This window comes from Erwinia sp. JUb26 (genome assembly GCF_003751505.1).
Classification (GTDB): Bacteria; Pseudomonadota; Gammaproteobacteria; order Enterobacterales; family Enterobacteriaceae; genus Erwinia.
Map to the genome: position 1 here is coordinate 498,027 of NZ_RJVB01000001.1, position 17,191 is coordinate 515,217.

The 17,191-nt window shown below is 56.3% G+C and carries 14 protein-coding genes and 1 pseudogene (1 of these 15 running past the window's edge); 4 read left to right on the forward strand and 11 right to left on the reverse strand.

Annotation, left to right across the window (positions count from 1 at the left end):
• The 4 genes and pseudogenes from asr to rstA all read right to left on the reverse strand — a co-directional run.
• Nucleotides 1–440 (reverse strand): annotated as a pseudogene (gene asr / locus EC836_RS24900) (acid resistance repetitive basic protein Asr) (its annotated part extends 109 nt beyond the left edge of the window); the annotation flags it as partial.
• Between the two features lie 172 nt (nt 441–612).
• On the reverse strand, nt 613–2,097 hold the full coding sequence (locus EC836_RS02355; RefSeq protein WP_123329767.1) for a carboxypeptidase M32: 1,485 nt from the start codon (nt 2,095–2,097) through the stop codon (nt 613–615).
• Between the two features lie 33 nt (nt 2,098–2,130).
• The gene (rstB, locus tag EC836_RS02360) at nt 2,131–3,423 is read right to left on the reverse strand and encodes a two-component system sensor histidine kinase RstB (protein WP_123329769.1); all 1,293 of its coding nucleotides are present in this window, start codon (nt 3,421–3,423) and stop codon (nt 2,131–2,133) included.
• Nucleotides 3,420–4,148: a two-component system response regulator RstA gene (gene rstA, locus EC836_RS02365; protein WP_123329771.1), complete on the reverse strand. Its 729-nt coding sequence runs from the start codon at nt 4,146–4,148 to the stop codon at nt 3,420–3,422. Before rstA ends, rstB begins: the two co-directional genes overlap by 4 nt.
• A gap of 198 nt (nt 4,149–4,346) precedes the next feature.
• Between rstA and EC836_RS02370 the strand changes: the two genes are divergently transcribed.
• Nucleotides 4,347–4,760: a hypothetical protein gene (locus tag EC836_RS02370; protein ID WP_123329773.1), complete on the forward strand. Its 414-nt coding sequence runs from the start codon at nt 4,347–4,349 to the stop codon at nt 4,758–4,760.
• Between the two features lie 3 nt (nt 4,761–4,763).
• Here EC836_RS02370 and EC836_RS02375 read toward each other — a convergent pair whose 3' ends face one another.
• Both EC836_RS02375 and ydgH read right to left on the reverse strand, forming a co-directional pair.
• Nucleotides 4,764–6,155, reverse strand: coding sequence for an amino acid permease (locus EC836_RS02375; RefSeq protein ID WP_123329775.1), 1,392 nt, complete (start codon nt 6,153–6,155; stop codon nt 4,764–4,766).
• Between the two features lie 220 nt (nt 6,156–6,375).
• Nucleotides 6,376–7,332: a DUF1471 family protein YdgH gene (gene ydgH / locus EC836_RS02380; RefSeq protein WP_123329777.1), complete on the reverse strand. Its 957-nt coding sequence runs from the start codon at nt 7,330–7,332 to the stop codon at nt 6,376–6,378.
• Nucleotides 7,333–7,844: 512 nt separating this feature from the next.
• Here ydgH and pntA point away from each other — a divergent pair.
• Together pntA and pntB are read left to right on the forward strand one after the other, a co-directional pair.
• On the forward strand, nt 7,845–9,374 hold the full coding sequence (pntA, locus tag EC836_RS02385) for a Re/Si-specific NAD(P)(+) transhydrogenase subunit alpha (protein WP_123330722.1): 1,530 nt from the start codon (nt 7,845–7,847) through the stop codon (nt 9,372–9,374).
• A gap of 11 nt (nt 9,375–9,385) precedes the next feature.
• Nucleotides 9,386–10,774, forward strand: a complete 1,389-nt coding sequence (gene pntB / locus EC836_RS02390) for a Re/Si-specific NAD(P)(+) transhydrogenase subunit beta (protein WP_123329778.1) — start codon at nt 9,386–9,388, stop codon at nt 10,772–10,774.
• A gap of 124 nt (nt 10,775–10,898) precedes the next feature.
• Here the strand turns inward: pntB and EC836_RS02395 are convergent, their stop codons facing one another.
• The 5 genes from EC836_RS02395 to EC836_RS02415 all read right to left on the reverse strand — a co-directional run bounded on the left by EC836_RS02395 (nt 10,899) and on the right by EC836_RS02415 (nt 16,215).
• Nucleotides 10,899–11,165 carry a DUF2534 family protein gene (locus tag EC836_RS02395; protein ID WP_123329780.1) on the reverse strand — a complete coding sequence of 89 codons (267 nt, stop codon included), beginning with the start codon at nt 11,163–11,165 and terminating at the stop codon, nt 10,899–10,901.
• A gap of 20 nt (nt 11,166–11,185) precedes the next feature.
• Entirely contained in the window at nt 11,186–13,207 is a 2,022-nt protein-coding gene (locus EC836_RS02400; RefSeq protein ID WP_123329782.1) for a TonB-dependent copper receptor, read from the reverse strand.
• 199 nt (nt 13,208–13,406) lie between these two features.
• Nucleotides 13,407–14,075, reverse strand: a complete 669-nt coding sequence (locus EC836_RS02405; protein ID WP_158612765.1) for a DUF2946 domain-containing protein — start codon at nt 14,073–14,075, stop codon at nt 13,407–13,409.
• 317 nt (nt 14,076–14,392) lie between these two features.
• Nucleotides 14,393–15,343 carry a universal stress protein UspE gene (gene uspE, locus EC836_RS02410; RefSeq protein WP_123329786.1) on the reverse strand — a complete coding sequence of 317 codons (951 nt, stop codon included), beginning with the start codon at nt 15,341–15,343 and terminating at the stop codon, nt 14,393–14,395.
• A gap of 116 nt (nt 15,344–15,459) precedes the next feature.
• Nucleotides 15,460–16,215 (reverse strand): FNR family transcription factor, encoded by a 756-nt coding sequence (locus EC836_RS02415; protein ID WP_105594649.1) that lies wholly within the window; start codon nt 16,213–16,215, stop codon nt 15,460–15,462.
• Between the two features lie 399 nt (nt 16,216–16,614).
• On the opposite strand from EC836_RS02415, the gene smrA reads away from it, so the two are divergent.
• On the forward strand, nt 16,615–17,187 hold the full coding sequence (smrA, locus tag EC836_RS02420) for a DNA endonuclease SmrA (protein WP_123329788.1): 573 nt from the start codon (nt 16,615–16,617) through the stop codon (nt 17,185–17,187).
• The last annotated feature ends 4 nt before the right edge of the window (nt 17,188–17,191 follow it).

The window sequence follows — 17,191 nt, forward strand, 5'->3', positions numbered from 1 at the left end:
GCAGCTTTGTGGTGCTTTTTAGCGGCCTGAGCTTTCTGAGCGACTGGTTTCTTGGCAGCTTTGTGGTGCTTTTTAGCGGCCTGAGCTTTCTGAGCTACTGGTTTCTTGGCAGCTTTGTGGTGCTTTTTAGCGGCCTGAGCTTTCTGAGCGACTGGCTTCTTGGCAGCTTTGTGGTGCTTTTTAGCGGCCTGAGCTTTCTGAGCGACTGGTTTCTTAGCGGCTTTGTGGTGCTTCTTGGCAGCCTGTGCTTTCTGCTCGGTCGCTTTCTTGTGTTTTTTGTGGTGTTTAGCGGTGGCTTTAGCCGGAGCTGGCGCCGCAGTCGTGGTGGTAGCAGCAACAGCTGGTGCGGCGGTAGCTGGGGCAGCTGTGGTCTCAGCGGCGAAAGCAACTGAAGACAGACCCATTGCAGCGGCTACAACCAGAGCAAATAATTTTTTCATTGCAAAACCCTCAAATGTTTATTCATGTGTCAGCCCACTGCGGGGCCGGTGAGTAAACTATATGAGAACGGGATGGGCGCTTCAGTGAGTGATTGGTATCGGCGTGTAACCGAATGTACAAAGGGGAATGCGGCGATCGCATCCCCCTCGTGGGAAAGTAACAGCGGCGGATTTACTTTAGATAGCGACTCTCAAGATGCTGGCGGAACCAGATCGGGTTGAGATCTTCGCCGGTGGCGTTTTCAATCAGCTGGCGGGTGGAGAAGCGGCTGCCGTGCTGCCAGATATTCTGCTGCAGCCAGTGGAAGACCGGCTGCAAATCGCCCTGAGCGATCAGTGCATCGACCTGCGGAATGGCGCGCTTCAGCGCCTGGAACAGCTGGGCGGCGTACATCGCGCCCAGCGTATAGGTCGGGAAGTAGCCGAATGCGCCATCGGTCCAGTGGATATCCTGCATACAGCCGTCGCGATAGTTGCCGGCGGTATTAATGCCCAGCCAGTGCTGCATTTTTTCCTGCCACAGCGTGGGGATATCCTCGACCTCAATCTCTCCGGCAATCAGCGCACGTTCAATCTCATAGCGCAGGATCACGTGGGCGGGATAGCTGACCTCATCGGCGTCCACGCGGATCAGCCCCGGTTTCACCCGCTGATTGAGCGTAATAAAGTTTGTGGTCTCCATACCTGGACGGTCGCCCAGCAGCTTGACAGCCAGCGGCTGGATCAGGCTGAGGAATTCCGGGCTGCGACCCAGCTGTTTCTCAAAGAACAGACTTTGTGATTCATGAATGGCGGTTGAACGGGCCAGCGCCACCGGCCGATCGGCCCACTGCTGCGGCAGGTTCTGCTCATAGCGCGCGTGGCCGGTCTCGTGGATCACGCCCATCATCGCGCTGATAAACTCATCGTTCTTATAGCGGGTGGTGATGCGCACATCCTGCGGTACGCCGCCGCAGAACGGATGCGCGCTGACGTCCAGGCGACCGGCGTTAAAATCGAAGCCCAGCAGCTGCATGATCGCCAGCCCCAGCTCTTTCTGCTGCTCCTGCGGGAAAGGCCCGGCAGGGACAATAACCTTCTCTTTCGCCTGCTGCTCAACGATTTTTTGCAGCAGTTCCGGCAGCCACTGTTTCAGATCGCCAAAAGTACTGTCCAGCTTGGCGCTGGTCATACCCGGTTCGAAAACGTCCAGCAGCGCGTCATAGCGTGAACAGCCGTTGGCCTGCGCGCGGATCTCCGCTTCCTCGCGGCTGAGTTTCACCACCTCTTTCAGGTTGGCGGCGAAGCCCGTCCAGTCGTTGGCGGGACGCTGCTGACGCCACGCATGCTCGCAGCGGGAACCGGCGATGGACTTGGCCTCAACCAGCGAAGCGGGCAGCAGGGATGCCTGCTGCCAGGCGCGGTGCATCTCGTACAGATTTGCCTGCGCTACGTCGTCCAGATCTTCCTGCTGCGCCTGGTTCAGCCATTCGCCCACCTGTTTTGCCGTCAGGATTTCATGGCGCAGCACGCTCAGTTCCGCCAGTGCCTCACCGCGCGCGCGGCTGCCGCCGGCGGGCATCATAGTTTGCATATCCCAGCCGGTAATCGCAGCAAGATGACCAAAGCGCGACAGGCGCTGGAAGGTGCGGGTCAGATTCGCGTAAGCAGATGACATACTATTCCTTAATAAAAGAGAAAATCAGACGCCTCAGGCGTCGCGCAAAGGATGATTTATCGGCCAGCAGAAGCGCACGCTGGCACCGCCGAGCGGGCTGCTGTCGATGGTGACGTAGCCGCCAAAAGCCTGAGCGACGGAGTGGACAATCGCCAGCCCCAGGCCGCAGCCGCCGGTAGCGCGATCGCGGCTCGGATCCAGCCGCACAAAGGGTTCGAAAACCCGCTCGCGCTCTTCCTGTGGAATGCCGGGGCCGTCATCTTCCACCTGCAGGCAGGCGATATCCCCGTCAAACCACAGCCCGACGCGCAGCCGTTTGTCGGCATAGCGCAGGGCGTTATTCACCAGATTATCCAGCACGCGTTCCATCAGGCGGGTATCGGCGACGCCGTGGTTTTCGCGCTGTGGGGTATCCAGCGCGATTTCGGTATCGGGATTAACCAGGCGGATATCCTGCAGCCGTTCATGCAACCACTGTGCCAGATCCAGCGTTTGCAGATTCAGCTCCACGCGCGGACGATCGAGGCGGGCATAGGTTAGCAGCTCTTCGATTAGCGCCTCCAACTGGCCGATATCCCGATTCAGCGCCGTGGATTCGGCCTCGCTGAGGTTGTCGCTCATTTCCAGACGATAGCGCAGCCGCACCAGCGGGGTGCGCAGCTCATGGGCAATGCCGTCGATCAGCTGCTTCTTACTGGCGACCAGGGTGTTGATATTATCGGCCATCTGGTTGAAAGCGACGCCGAGCCGCAGCAGGCTTGACGTGCTGTCAAAATGAATGCGCTCGCCAAGATGGCCCTGGCCGAAGCGCTGCGCGGCATTCTCCAGCTTGAGCATGTCCTGCCAGTGCGGGCGCATCCAGATAAACACCGGCAGCGCCAGCGAAATACCGATAAACGCCAGCAGGGCGATATCCAGCAGGCGCATTTCGTGCAGGTAGAACAGATACGGGATCGGGCCTACCGCCAGCACGTAGTGGCTGCGCGGAATGTGCTGCAGGAAGGTGTATTCGTCGTCCAGCGCGACAATTTCTCCGGCGCGCAGGCGGCGCAGCGTCGGCGGGTCGAGCTGGTATTTACTCATCGGCTCGATGTGCAGCTTAAAGGAAAGATTCAGATCGAGATTGTTAATGGTGCGGTTCCAGTCGCGCGGCGGGATCTCCCGCAGTTCGCTGCGCATCAGATACAGCGAACTTTTCATTAGATCGTCCATCGACTGGCGACCGGCGCGTTCGGCGGTAAATTTGTACACCAGCCCGACCAGCATCGCCATCACCAGGAAGCAGACAAACAGCAGCAGATAAAACTGAATAAACAGCTTTCTCATTGGGCATCCCAGGCGTGCGGCGCGAACAGATAGCCTTTATTACGGATGGTTTTGATGCGGTACGGCTCGGTGGCGCTATCCAGCAGTTTTTTACGCAGGCGTGAAATCGCCACGTCGATGCTGCGATCCATGCCGTCGTAGCTGACGCCGCGCAGGGTTTTCAGCAGGGCATCGCGGTTGAGGATGGTTCCGGCATGGGTTGCCAGCTCCCACAGCAGATCGAAGTCGGCGGTGGAAAGGGCGATGATCTCACCGGAAAGAGTCACCTGGCGGTTAACCGTATCAATGCTCAGCGTGCCGAAGCGCAGGCCTTTCTGGCTGGAAACCGCCGGGGCGATCTCTTCTCCCTGCGTTTTGCTCCCGGCCTGGCGCAGATGCAGCCGCAGGCGCGCCAGCAGCACCGCCGGTGGGGTGGTTTTCAGAATGTAGTCGTTTGCGCCCATCTCCAGTGACAGTATATGGTTCATGTCGCTGTCCAGCGAGGTGAGCAGCACAATCGGGCCGGACCAGTCGCCGGTGCTGCGAATATCGCGGCACAGCGTCATCCCGTCCTTGCCGGGCAGCATAATATCCAGCATCACCAGGTCCGGGTTGTGGGCGATAATCGTCGCTTCCGCCTTGTCTCCCCGGCCTTCAACGATGACCTCGATGTCGTGCCTTCCCAGGTAGGCGGCAATCAGCTCGCCTACGTCTTTGTCGTCTTCAACAAATACTATTTTATTCATGATGCGATTTATCGGGCCGTAGATGACAGTAGCTTATCCTTTCTCAGGGATAACGCCTATTAACCTGTGTGAAATCGTCGGAGAAACGCCTGGGAGGATCCTTACATCTGTTAATCTTATGAATGTAGTATAATGGCCGTCGAGTATGTCATTATAGCCGCCAGGGCTGTTCAGGCGTGTAACAAAAAGGAGGAAAGGGTGTCAGAAACTAAGCTGGCTGCAGTGGGAAACAGCGATCCTGTCTGTATAAATTATATCGATTTCCTTTCCGCCTCCTGTAAGAAACGCTGGAGCTTTGTTGATGCAATTTACGGCGTTATCCCGTTTTTTGGCATCGTCACCCGGAAAACGGCTGCCGCCCCCCGCGCCGCGCCGGAACGACTGAAAGACCTTGCGCTACAGATTATCTCCACCCAGGTCAGTGATGAAATCAACATCGTTCGGCTGATCGCGCTTGCGCAGCAGCAGCAAATCTCTCGCTTTGAAATCCTTCTGCCTTATCCGCTTTCTGAATCGCAACTGACCACGGTACGCGAGGAATACGCCCGTCCGCTGGAGATCCGGCAGCAGGACGATCGACTGCATATCGTCATCCCGCCGCTGTCGCACTGACGGTTACTGCATCAGCATCCAGGCTGCCGGCAGGGCGGCCACGACCAGTATACCCATCGCGACCTTCTCCAGCGGATTCAGTGCCGCAAGCGCCCGTCCTTTACGGCGGGCGAATAAAAACAGCAGCATTCCCGGGGCGTAAAGCACTACAGACAGCAGCAGATGCAGCGGTCCGGAAGCGTACAGCAGCCATAGCCCATAAAGGCTGGCACCTGCGGCGACCGCCGTCACGGCTGGCTGCCCCTTGCGATACGCCAGCTTGAATAAATAGGCACCCACCAGAAAATACGGCACCAGAATCATCTCTGATGCGATAGTCAGCAGCGTGTTGTAGTCCGCTCCGGTCAGCCAGATCAGGATCAGGCACAGCTGGACGCAGCCGTTGGTCAGCCACAGCGAGGCGGCGGGTGCGCCCCGCGCGTTCTGACGGCTGAGGATGCGCGGAAATGCGCCGTGCTGTGCGGCAATCATCGGCACTTCGGCGGCCATAATCGTCCAGCTAAGATAGGCACCGCAGACGGAAACAATCAGCCCGCTGACGATTATCAGGTTGCCCCAGTGGCCGATCAGCGTGGTCATCAGGCCCGCCACCGACGGGTTGCGCATTTCCGCCAGCTCGGCACGCGGCACCACGCCGAGCGAGAGCAGCGTCACCAGCAGATAAACGACCAGCGCAGCCACCACCGCCAGCAGCGTCGCGCGGCCGACATCGCGCTTGTGCCGGGCGCGGGACGACACCACCACCGCGCCTTCCACGCCGATAAACACCCACAGGGTAATCAGCATAGTGTCCTTCACCTGCTGCCACACCGGTTTGCCCAGCGACAGCCCGCTGAAATCAATGCGGAAGCGGTCGTAGTTGAAGGCAGCAATAGCCAGCACCACGAAAAGCCCCAGCGGCAGCAGTTTGCCGAGCGTGGCAACCAGATTGATCCCGGCCGCGGTCTGCACGCCGCGCAGCACCAGCGCATGCACTCCCCATAGCAGCACCGAGGCTCCTAGCATGGCCTGCCAGGTATTGCCGTCGCCAAACACGATGCGATCCGGTGAATCGGTAAAGAAGCTCATCGCGGAAAAAACGATAACCAGATATGACACGTTGGCGATCACCGCACACAGCCAGTAGCCCCACGCGGAGCAGAAGCCAATCAGCTCACCGAAACCCGCCTGCGCATAGGTAAATATCCCGCCATCCAGCTCTGGTTTCATCCGGGTCAGCAGCAGCATGGCGGTAGCCAGCAGCAGGATCCCGACGCCGGTAATGCCCCAGCCAATCAGCAATGCCGCCGGACTGGCGACCGCTGCCATGTTTTGCGGCAGGCTGAAAACCCCGGCACCGAGCATAGAGCTGAGCACCAGCGCGGTAAGGGCAGTAAGCCCTAGTTTTTTGTCCAAAAATGACTCCAGAAACAGAATAAAAAGCCAGTTAATTCGATGGGTGTGAATTTTACTCAGGGTAATTGTGCGATTAGGTGAACGATAGCCCTGCAAAGGGGGGCGATTTTACGGAGTGAGGAGAGGGGATGCAATGATTTACTATGCACAAATCACCGCAGATTATTCACCAACAAAAAGGGCAGCCCGAAGGCTGCCCGCGTTGCATACTGTTTGGTCGTTACTTAAACAGATCGGCACTGACGGTCAGGTTGCCGCCGCTCTGGTTAGACCACTGGCGAGTGACGTGATAGTACTTCGCACCCTTGGCAACGGCGCGCTTACCGACTTCTTCCGAGATTTCGGTTGGCGTGCTGAAGTGGCCGGTAAAGGTCACGCTGTCAAATGGCTGCATCTGTGCTGCGGTAATCGCATTCACTTCCTGCACGCTCTTGCCGTTAGGCAGTGTGACAGTGTAACGCTGGCCACTGGAGCTCTGCGTTTCAAAGAAGCGACCGACGTTTTTACTTGGAGTATCTGAAGACGCTACGCCCGGGATCTCGACGTTCTTCGCTGCGGCACCGCCGGCAGCCAGTGCTGCTTTGCCCGCTTCGGAATCGGCAGGAATCAGGTTAGACGACTGCTGCACCACACGCTTAGGCGCATCGGCCTTATAGATGTAGGCGGTGATCATCTGGTTGCCGCCGTTGTTGGTATCGATCTGGCGAATGATAAAGAAGGACGCCGCCCCCTTATCTTTGGCTGAACGACTGATCGCATCGTTCACATCCGGCTGGCTGCGGAAGAAGCCGCTGGCGCTGACCGTGTCGTACGGTTCCAGCGTGTAGGCTTCTGATTTAGTCAGCTCGCGCACGCCGTTGATCACCCGATCTTTATTCTTTGTTGCTTCCGGTGCATCTGCGCGGTACAGGTCGGCAGTCACGTTCCAGTTGCCGCCGTTGCCGTTGGTGTCGTTGATGCCCTGAATATAGTAGGAGGCGGCACCGAGCGCATCAGCACGTTTAGAGACGGCGCTGCTGGCTTCATTGATGGCATTAAAACGGCCATTGATGGTGATCCGATCAAACGGTTTCAGCGCGGCGGCTTTCTCCGGCGTCAGTTCCTGTGCCGCATGAACTGCGGTTAATGATGTGAGTGACAACAGGGCTGATGCCAGGATGGTGTTCTTCAGCTTCATAAAAATAATCCTTCGCCTTACGCAAAATGAGTACGAAAACGTGCTGGAGTCTTGATGTTCAACAGATTAGCTCACGATTATTACATGTAATAATGCCCCTGTCTCAGCCATTTTTTATGGTTTTATGCGGGGGGGTATTCCGTTTTTTGGAATAGTCAGGAAAGCTGGCTGAATCGAGTCATTTGTGCATTCCATACCACTTATGCAGGTAATTATTACCACTTAACTCGTTAATGCATTGTTAATTAATGGTATTTGATAAGACTACACTGAGAATGTTAAATTTTTACGTAGCATAATATAGTTGGTTTAGCGGGTAATTCAGGTCCAATATAGGGTTCAACCGGGCCTGAACTGAATTTTTATAGGTAAAGTGCCCCCAGTGCTCGTGGTGGCTGGATCGAAAGACACATTTTCAGTAGGTTATAAACAGTTTGAAACAAGATGGTTTCGGTCATATGGGCCGGAGCAGTATCAACAAACCGTCATACTCTCTGATGAAAGGGAAGATTATGCTTATTGGTATTACCAAAGAACGGTTGGCCAACGAAGCCCGCGTGGCAGCAACACCGAAAACGGTGGAACAGCTGCTATCACTCGGCTTCAGCGTCACCATTGAAAGCGGTGCGGGTCAGCTCGCCAGCTTTGACGATGCAGCCTATGTTGCCGCCGGTGCCACCATCACCGATGCGGTGAACGTCTGGCAGTCGGATATCGTACTAAAGGTCAATGCGCCGGTTGATGAAGAGATCGCCCTGACGCGCGAAGGCAGCACGCTGGTCAGCTTTATCTGGCCTGCGCAGAACCCGGCGCTGCTGGAAAAACTGGCGGCGCGGAAAGTGACCGTGATGTCGATGGATGCCGTGCCGCGTATTTCTCGCGCGCAGTCGCTGGATGCGCTGAGTTCAATGGCCAACATCGCCGGTTACCGCGCGATTGTGGAGGCCGCTCACGAGTTTGGCCGCTTCTTCACCGGACAAATCACCGCCGCGGGTAAAGTACAGCCTGCCAAAGTGATGGTGATTGGTGCGGGCGTGGCCGGTCTTGCCGCAATCGGAGCCGGGCGCAGCCTGGGTGCGATCGTCCGTGCCTTCGACACCCGCCCGGAAGTGAAGGAGCAGGTGCAGAGTATGGGCGCCGAATTCCTTGAGCTGGACTTCGAGGAAGAAGCGGGCAGCGGCGACGGCTACGCGAAGGTGATGTCGGAAGCCTTTATTAAGGCCGAGATGGCGCTGTTTGCGGCTCAGGCCGCAGAAGTGGACATCATCGTTACCACCGCACTGATCCCGGGCAGGCCTGCACCGAAACTGATTACCGCCGAAATGGTGGCGTCGATGAAACCGGGCAGCGTGATCGTCGATCTGGCGGCGCAAACCGGCGGCAACTGCGAGCTGACCGTGGCGGATAAAGTCACCGTCACGCCGAACGGCGTGAAGATCATCGGCTACACCGATCTGCCTAGCCGCCTGCCGACGCAGTCTTCCCAGCTTTACGGTACCAACCTGGTTAACCTGCTGAAGCTGCTGTGCAAGGAGAAGAACGGCGAAATCGTTATCGACTTTGAGGATGTCGTGGTGCGCGGCGTAACCGTGATCCGCGATGGCGAAATCACCTGGCCTGCGCCGCCGATTCAGGTTTCCGCCGCGCCAAAAGCGCCGAAAGTGGAAGTGAAAACCGCCGAAGAGGTGAAGAAACCGGCCTCTCCGCTGCGTAAGTACCTGCTGCTGGCGCTGGCCATCGTACTGTTTGGCTGGCTGGCCAACGTGGCGCCGCCGGAATTCCTCTCGCACTTTACCGTGTTCGCGCTCTCCTGCGTGGTGGGATACTACGTGGTCTGGAACGTCAGCCATGCGCTGCATACCCCGCTGATGTCGGTCACCAATGCGATTTCCGGCATTATCGTGATCGGTGCGGTCCTGCAAATTGGCCACGGCGGCTGGGTCAGCTTCCTGTCGTTTATCGCGGTGCTGATCGCCAGCATCAATATCTTTGGTGGCTTCACCGTCACCCAGCGCATGCTGAAAATGTTCCGTAAAAACTGAGGGGTTTGTCCATGTCTGGCGGATTAGTGACTGCAGCATACATTGTTGCTGCGATCCTGTTTATTTGCAGCCTTGCCGGGCTGTCTAAACATGAAACCTCGAAACAGGGGAATATCTTCGGCATCAGCGGTATGGCGCTGGCGCTGGTGGCTACCATCTTTGGCCCGGACTCCGGCAACATCGCCTGGGTGCTGCTGGCGATGGTCATTGGTGGGGCGATCGGTATTCGTCTGGCGAAGAAGGTCGAAATGACCGAAATGCCGGAACTGGTGGCGGTGCTGCACAGCTTCGTGGGTCTGGCGGCGGTGCTGGTGGGCTTTAACAGCTACCTCGACCACGCGCCTGGCCTGCTGCCGGTGATGGAAAATATCCATCTGACCGAAGTGTTTATCGGTATCTTTATCGGTGCGGTCACCTTTACCGGCTCGATTGTGGCCTTCGGCAAGCTGCGCGGGAAAATCTCCTCGCGTCCGCTGATGCTGCCGCATCGCCATAAGCTGAACCTGCTGGCGCTGGTGGTGTCTTTCCTGCTGCTGGTGCTGTTTGTGCGTTCCGAAAGCGTTGGCGCACAGGGCTTCGCGCTGCTGGTGATGACCCTGATCGCCCTGGCGTTCGGCTGGCATCTGGTGGCGTCGATCGGTGGTGCGGATATGCCGGTGGTGGTATCCATGCTGAACTCCTACTCGGGCTGGGCGGCGGCGGCGGCGGGCTTTATGCTGAGCAACGACCTGCTGATCGTTACCGGTGCGCTGGTGGGTTCAAGCGGTGCGATCCTCTCCTACATTATGTGTAAGGCGATGAACCGTTCGTTTATCAGTGTTATCGCGGGTGGCTTCGGGACCGACAGCAGCTCAACCGGCGAAGACGAAGAGATGGGCGAGTACCGCGAGATCGACGCGGCGGGCACAGCAGAACTGCTGAAAGGCTCCAACTCGGTAATCATCACCCCGGGCTACGGCATGGCGGTGGCGCAGGCGCAGTACCCGGTGGCGGAAATTGCCGAGAAACTGCGTGCGCGCGGCATCTCCGTGCGGTTCGGTATCCATCCGGTTGCCGGTCGTCTGCCTGGCCACATGAACGTGCTGCTGGCCGAAGCCAAAGTGCCTTACGACATCGTGCTGGAAATGGACGAGATCAACGATGACTTCGCCGGTACCGATACCGTGCTGGTTATCGGTGCTAACGACACCGTGAACCCGGCGGCGCAGGAAGATCCGCGCAGCCCAATCGCCGGCATGCCGGTGCTGGAAGTGTGGAAGGCGCAAAACGTGGTGGTGTTCAAACGTTCGATGAATACCGGCTACGCAGGCGTGCAGAATCCGCTGTTCTTTAAAGAGAACACCCAGATGCTGTTCGGTGACGCGAAAGCCACCGTGGATGCCATTCTGAAAGCGCTGTAAGCCGCGAAAAACAAAAGGGGCGACCGTTAACCGGTTGCCCCTTTTTTCATTGCCAGCGTAAACCCACTCCCCTGAGGGATGGTTTCCCACAGCGCGCTCAATCAGGTACGCAGTACGACATGCGCTACTTTTTCTGCTCCGGATCCTGGGTACCAATAAAGAAGTACCACAGCGGGATGGAGAACAGCAGGGTGAATACGCTGCTGTAAATCACGATCATGAAGAATTCAGAGATATACAGCCCTACCGGCCAGGTAGACAGCGGCATGTTGTATTCCTGAATGGCTCCGCCAATGATTGCGCGGGTCATGATAATGGCTACGACAATGAAAACGCAGGCCTGGGCGGTCAGAAAATTCCTTCTCTTTTTGCCCGGTGGTAAAAACGCCATAAATTACTCCTGTATGCTCTTCAGAACTTCACGTTAACTTTTGCCCACCAGGTACGACCTGGCTCATTAACCGGGGTATTGGACGAGTAGCCAAAGCTGCTGTTACCCGCCAGATTAAGATGTTCGCTATACGCCTGATTGAAAATATTATCAACGCCGGCGCTCAGCTTAAGATGCGGATTGAACTTCCAGGCCGCATTGGCGGAGAAAATGCTGAAGCCGGGGCTGCGGCTAAAATCTTTGCCGACCACATTTCCCTGATTCAGCGCGATGCGATCCTGATGGCTGACCATCCGCAGCAGGGCGCTGGTGCTGAACGGTCCGTTCTCCCAGCCCAGTCCGAGCCGTGCATCAAGCGGCGGCATCTGCGGCAGGGCCGCGTTATCGCTGCGGTTTTTGCCCCATGCCCACGCCAGGCTGGCATCCGTTGACCAGTGCTCGGTCAGCCTGTAGCTGTAACCGGCCTCGGCACCCATGATGGTCGCATCAACGTTGCTGGCACGGCTGAGACTGCTGTCGGCCGCATCGTAGTTAAACAAAATAAAATCGTTCACCCGGCCAACGTAGGCCGACAGCCAGCCGTTAAGGCGATCGCCGGAATACTTGGCGCCGAAGTCCAGCTGGGTAGTCTTCTCTGGCCTGACCGTATCAAACGCCGCTGAACGGCCATCTGCGCCGGTCGTGGGCGAGAACAGCTCCCAGTAATCCGGGAAACGTTCGGTATACCCGACGCCAGCATACAGCATCAGCGGCACGTCGTTGAGCGTATGCTCCAGACGGATGAACCCGGCGGGCAGGGTATCGCTGCGCTCGCCTTCACCACTCATACTGAAATTATCCACCCACGTGCGATCCAGCCGCGCACCGCCAACGATGTTATCCTGCTCGCTCGCCGACCAGCTTAGTTCACTGAATACGCCGATATCGTGGAAGCGGGCATCTTTACGCCACTCATCGTCGCTGCGCTGACGGTGGGTACTGGTCTGCATATCCATGCCGCTTTCCAGCTTCACGTCACCCAGCATGAGCGTGGCCATCGCCCGTCCGCCAACTGTACGGCGATCGAGCCGACCCGACATGCCGCTGCTCATATCCATCCCGCCCATCGCCATGCCATCCATGCTGCCCATTCCGGCAGTCGGTGAACGCAGGGTGATATTATCCATAATATGGTCGGCATAGTTGTAATAAATTTGTGCCTCAACCTTATCCAGCACCTCACCGATATTGGATTTTTCGAAGCGCAGACCCAGCCTTTCGCGCTTAAACTGCGAACCGTCCATGCTGCGCCCGGCGTAGCGGGCTTCACCGTTGCCGCGCCCGGCGCTCAGTTCCAGCAGCGTATCGGCGTCCGGCGTCCAGCCCAGCGCGATGTCGGCGTTCCATTTATCCCAGCGGGAAGCAACGCGATCGCCGTTACCGTCCCTGTAGTCATCCGAGCGGGATTTGTTGCCCAGCAGACGCAGATAGCCCTGTTCACTGCCGAGGCTGAGGTCCGCATTCTCATCGTAGCGATGGTTTGATGCGGCCAGCAGGCTGGCATCGCCTTTGATCCCCGGCTCGGTAAACTGCGGCGGCTGGCGCTCAAAGCGAATGGTGCCCGCCGAATTTCCCGGCCCCCAGAGTACGGTCTGCGGGCCTTTGGTGATGCTTAGCAAATCGTAGCTTTCCGGCGAAATATATGAGGTTGGGGCATCCATTCGCGCCGGGCAGGCACCCGGCATCTCTCCGCCGTCGGTGAGAATGCGCAGTCGTGAGCCAAACATACCGCGAAAGACCGGATCGCCGTTGGTGCCGCCGTTGCGCACCTGCGCAAAGCCGGGGATGGTTTTCAGATAGTCAGAGCCGTCACTGGCGGGAACCGGCTGTCGTGGTGTTTTAGGCGATGTAACCACGTTAAGCGGATTCGACAGCGGCGCGGTCACGGTGATCACGGCATCATCGTTAATGACGGGATGATGAGGATCGGAGGCCGCCTGGCTTTGCCACGCGATGGAAAGGGCCGCACTCAGCAGTGAGCCGCGCAGGGGAAATGCCTTCATTTATTATTCCTGTTTTAACAATCAACGCCCGCCCGTTAATTACTTCTCTCCTGCCAATCTGTGCTGTTATTAACTCACTTCAGATTGAATGGGGTAAATAATTCAGACGTGCGCAGTCCTGTGAAAATCACATTATTATTTTTGTCACGGCGATATATTCATCGTACGCGAATGATGGATTTGAATAAAATCTCAGGAATTAAAAAACAGGCGGGGCGCGCGGCTGGCAGGGGCCGGGATAAACGGTAGGGTGATAAACGGTCAGCGGACGCGGACGCGGCGGCTGGCTCACCAGCAGCATCAGTAGCAGCACCGGAATGAAAATCCATACCAGCATCGGCACGTGAACCAGCAGCTGGCAGTAGCCGCAGGCAAATTCGTCCATCATGCCCATGCCCATGCCCATGCCCATGCCCATGCCCATATTCATGCTAATGCTCATGCTCATGCTCATGGTGTGAGGCGGCTTGGGAGTAAGGGCATGTTGCGTTTGGTCGATGGAGCCGGTTACGCTGCTGCTGTGGCTGCTGTGGCTGCTGTGGCTGCTGTGGCTGCTGTGGCCGATAGCACTATCGCGGGTATCTACGCCAACATGCGGTGATATGGCTGAGTGATCGTGCGTGCCATTTAATGAGGTGTTCACCGCTGACGATCTATCACCAGCAGCCATACCTTGCAAATTGATATCATCGCGCATCGCGGACATATGATGTATCGACGCCATATCCTGCATCGTGCCAGCCGTTTCGTCGGAGGACTGGCGATGCATCAGCGATTGCGAAATGTCCGGCGCGATAAACAGCAGCAAAATCGCCAGAATGGCGATCAGTGCGGGTATTCGGCGCTGTGACAGACGATATAAAACCAAAAGGGCAATCTCTGGCAAAGTAAAAAGACCGGCTGAGTGTAACGGCTTTTATTTATAATGTTAAAGGATAATTCTTATCATTAAGCTGTTTTTTAACGTGATTGCGACAGGGAATAAATTATCGCCGATTCTGGATGGATGAATTAAACAAATATTTAACATCGAGGCGAAATTTAAACTTGCCGCCTTCTCAAAAGCAGGAATATATTCCTCCAGAGAGCAGCCAATTAGCAGGGTAAGTGCAGATGATAGCGGGAAGACCGTGGCAAGGAAGATTCGGGCGCAGAGGCTAACGATGGCTTCTGCGCCCACGACGATTAATCGTCTTCGTCGTCGTCCAGTTCGACCGGTGAAGCAAAACCGTCAGGCTTAATGGCTAACAGGTCGCAGCGCAGATGATCGATGACCTGCTCGGCGGTATTGCCGAGGAACGCGGCGGAAAGGCCGGTACGTCCGATAGTGCCCAGCACCACCACACCGACCGACAGATGATCGGCCAGCTCCGGGATCACTTCTTCCGGCAGACCTTTCTCCACGTGGGTGAATTTCTCATCAATGCCGAACGACTGGCGCAGTGCCTTCATCGCCACCAGATGCTGCCCACGAATCGCATCGTTATAGACGCTGGGGTCAAAATCGGGCAGTTCGATGGCGATATTGATTGGCGTCACCGGATAGGCCCCCACCAGATGCACTTCGGTGTGGTTCACGCGTTCGGCCAGATCCAGCGTCTCTTTCACCAGCTTGGTATTTAGCGGATCGTGATGCGGCTCTTCGCTGGCGAGGTTAACGGCGACCAGCGCTTTAGCCCCTTCCGGCCAGACCTGATCTTTCACCATCCACACCGGGCAAGGGCACTTGCGCAGCAGATGCCAGTCGGTAGGGGTGAAAACCACCGCCTGCAGGCGGTCGTGCTGATGCGTCATTTTAATCACCAGGTCATGCCGGTTATTCAGCACTTCCTGAATAATCGCTTCGAACGGCCGGTTGTGCCACACCACTTTAATATCAATTTGCACCCCGGCGGCCAGATAGGCCTGCGCCTGCTGGCGAATCCACTCAGTGCGCTGGCTGATGACGCCTTTGCGCATCGTTAAGCGCTCGTCAGGCGACAGCAGGGTGGTCATCTCGTAGGAGAAATCATAGATCGGAAGAAAACAGGTAATCTTACCGCCAAGGCGCTGATTGAGATACACCGCGCGCCGCAGGGCCGGCTGGTCGTCCTGCTGCGGGTCGATAGCCACAAGGATGTTTTGATAGTTAGCCATAATGGGTTCTCCGTACACTGAGCGTGTCAGTTAAAGATAGCCCAATCGGACGAAAGGAAAAAGGGGAAAAGATATTGCCGGATCAATAAAATAACAAATATTGACCCGGCAAAACGTCAGGCGATAGCTCTGCTTTGGCCAGCAAGCTGGGAGAGGATTTCATGATTTTCAATCGTGATATATTTGCCCTTCACCGCCAGCATTCCGTTTTTCTGAAAGCGGCCAAGCAGGCGGCTAATCGTTTCTACCGTCAGTCCCAGGTAGTTACCAATATCGCCCCGCGTCATGGTCAGACGGAACTCGCGCTGCGAAAATCCGCGCTGGCCGAAACGGCGAGAAAGACCGTAGATAAACGCGGCAAGGCGCTCTTCAGCATTTTTCTTCGACAGCAGCAGAATCATCTCCTGGTCACCCTTAATTTCCCCGCTCATCAGACGCATCATCTGCTGGCGAAGGCTGGGCATTTTACCGGAGAGGTCGTCCAGCGTTTCAAAAGGAATCTCGCAGACCATTGCGGTTTCCAGCGCCTGGGCAAAGCTGGGATGCTGACTGCCGCTGATGGCGTCGAAGCCAACCAGATCGCCCGCCAGATGGAAGCCGGTAATCTGCTCATCGCCCTGTTCGGTAATGGTATAGCTTTTGATGGTGCCGGAGCGGATAGCGTACAGCGACTTCAGTTCGTCACCCGCTTTAAACAGCGTCTGGCCTTTTTGAATGGGCTTTTTGCGCTCGATGATATTATCAAGCTGGTCGAGTTCATGTTCGTTTAGCGTGAAGGGGATGCAGAGTTGACTGATGCTGCAATCCTGGCAGTGAATGGCGCAACCACCTGATTGTATGCGTCGACTGATAATTCTCTTTTCTGGAATCATAATGTACGCTCTGTGATAATTGACTGATATCAATTTTACCGTTTTGACTTACAAAATGAAACTCATCAGAGCAGTTTTAGCCACATAAAAACTGTGGATGTCATTAACAAATGCTATCTCCGTGAATTGTATGGTAAAAAACATCCCATTAACAAACTTAAATCTGCTCAATGGTTATTTATTCGCTATTTATCGCCTTAAAATCCAATTTACTCAGCGTGTTATTCTGCTCTCTGCCATCATAATTTACATTTAACCGGAAAATTGTTGCACTCGCCAAAACCGAATTTAGCGCAAGATTTCGCGTTTCCATCCCTCCGCTTGCTAAACTCATCGTCACGCGCTAAAACGTTTCGGGCTGACTTATCGCGCCGCAGGTGCCAGTAAAAGGAGTGAGTGATGACCTTCAACCCTGATGAAAGCGATATCTTCCGCCATGCGATGGAAGATGTGACGCCGATGAAAGACTGCAGCAGTATTATGTGGCAAAAATCGCCCTCGGCTAAACCGCCCAGAGACAGGCAGTGGGAAGCGCAGCTGGATAATCCCCTGACCACCGGACTGTTGGAGGTGGTGCCCGGAACGCAGCCGTTGGAGTATCTTGCAGATGGCATACAGCCCGGCGTGCTCGACAAGCTTCGCCAGGGCAAATATCCGCCGCAGGCCAATCTGAATCTGATCAAGCAATCGGCAGAAAGCAGCAGGCAGAAGCTGTACCTGTTTATGCGCCAGGCGCAGCGGGACGATATGCGTAATGTGCTGATTATTCACGGCAAGGCGCGCCACGATACCTCCCACGCCAATATTATTCGCAGCTATCTGATGCGCTGGCTGCGGCAGTTTGACGATGTCCAGGCTTTTTGCAGCGCGCAGCCTCACCACGGCGGCAGCGGTGCCTGCTACGTTGCCCTGCGAAAAAGCGAGCGCGCGCGGCTGGAAAACCGCGAGCAAAACGCCAGACGCAGCCGCTGAGAAA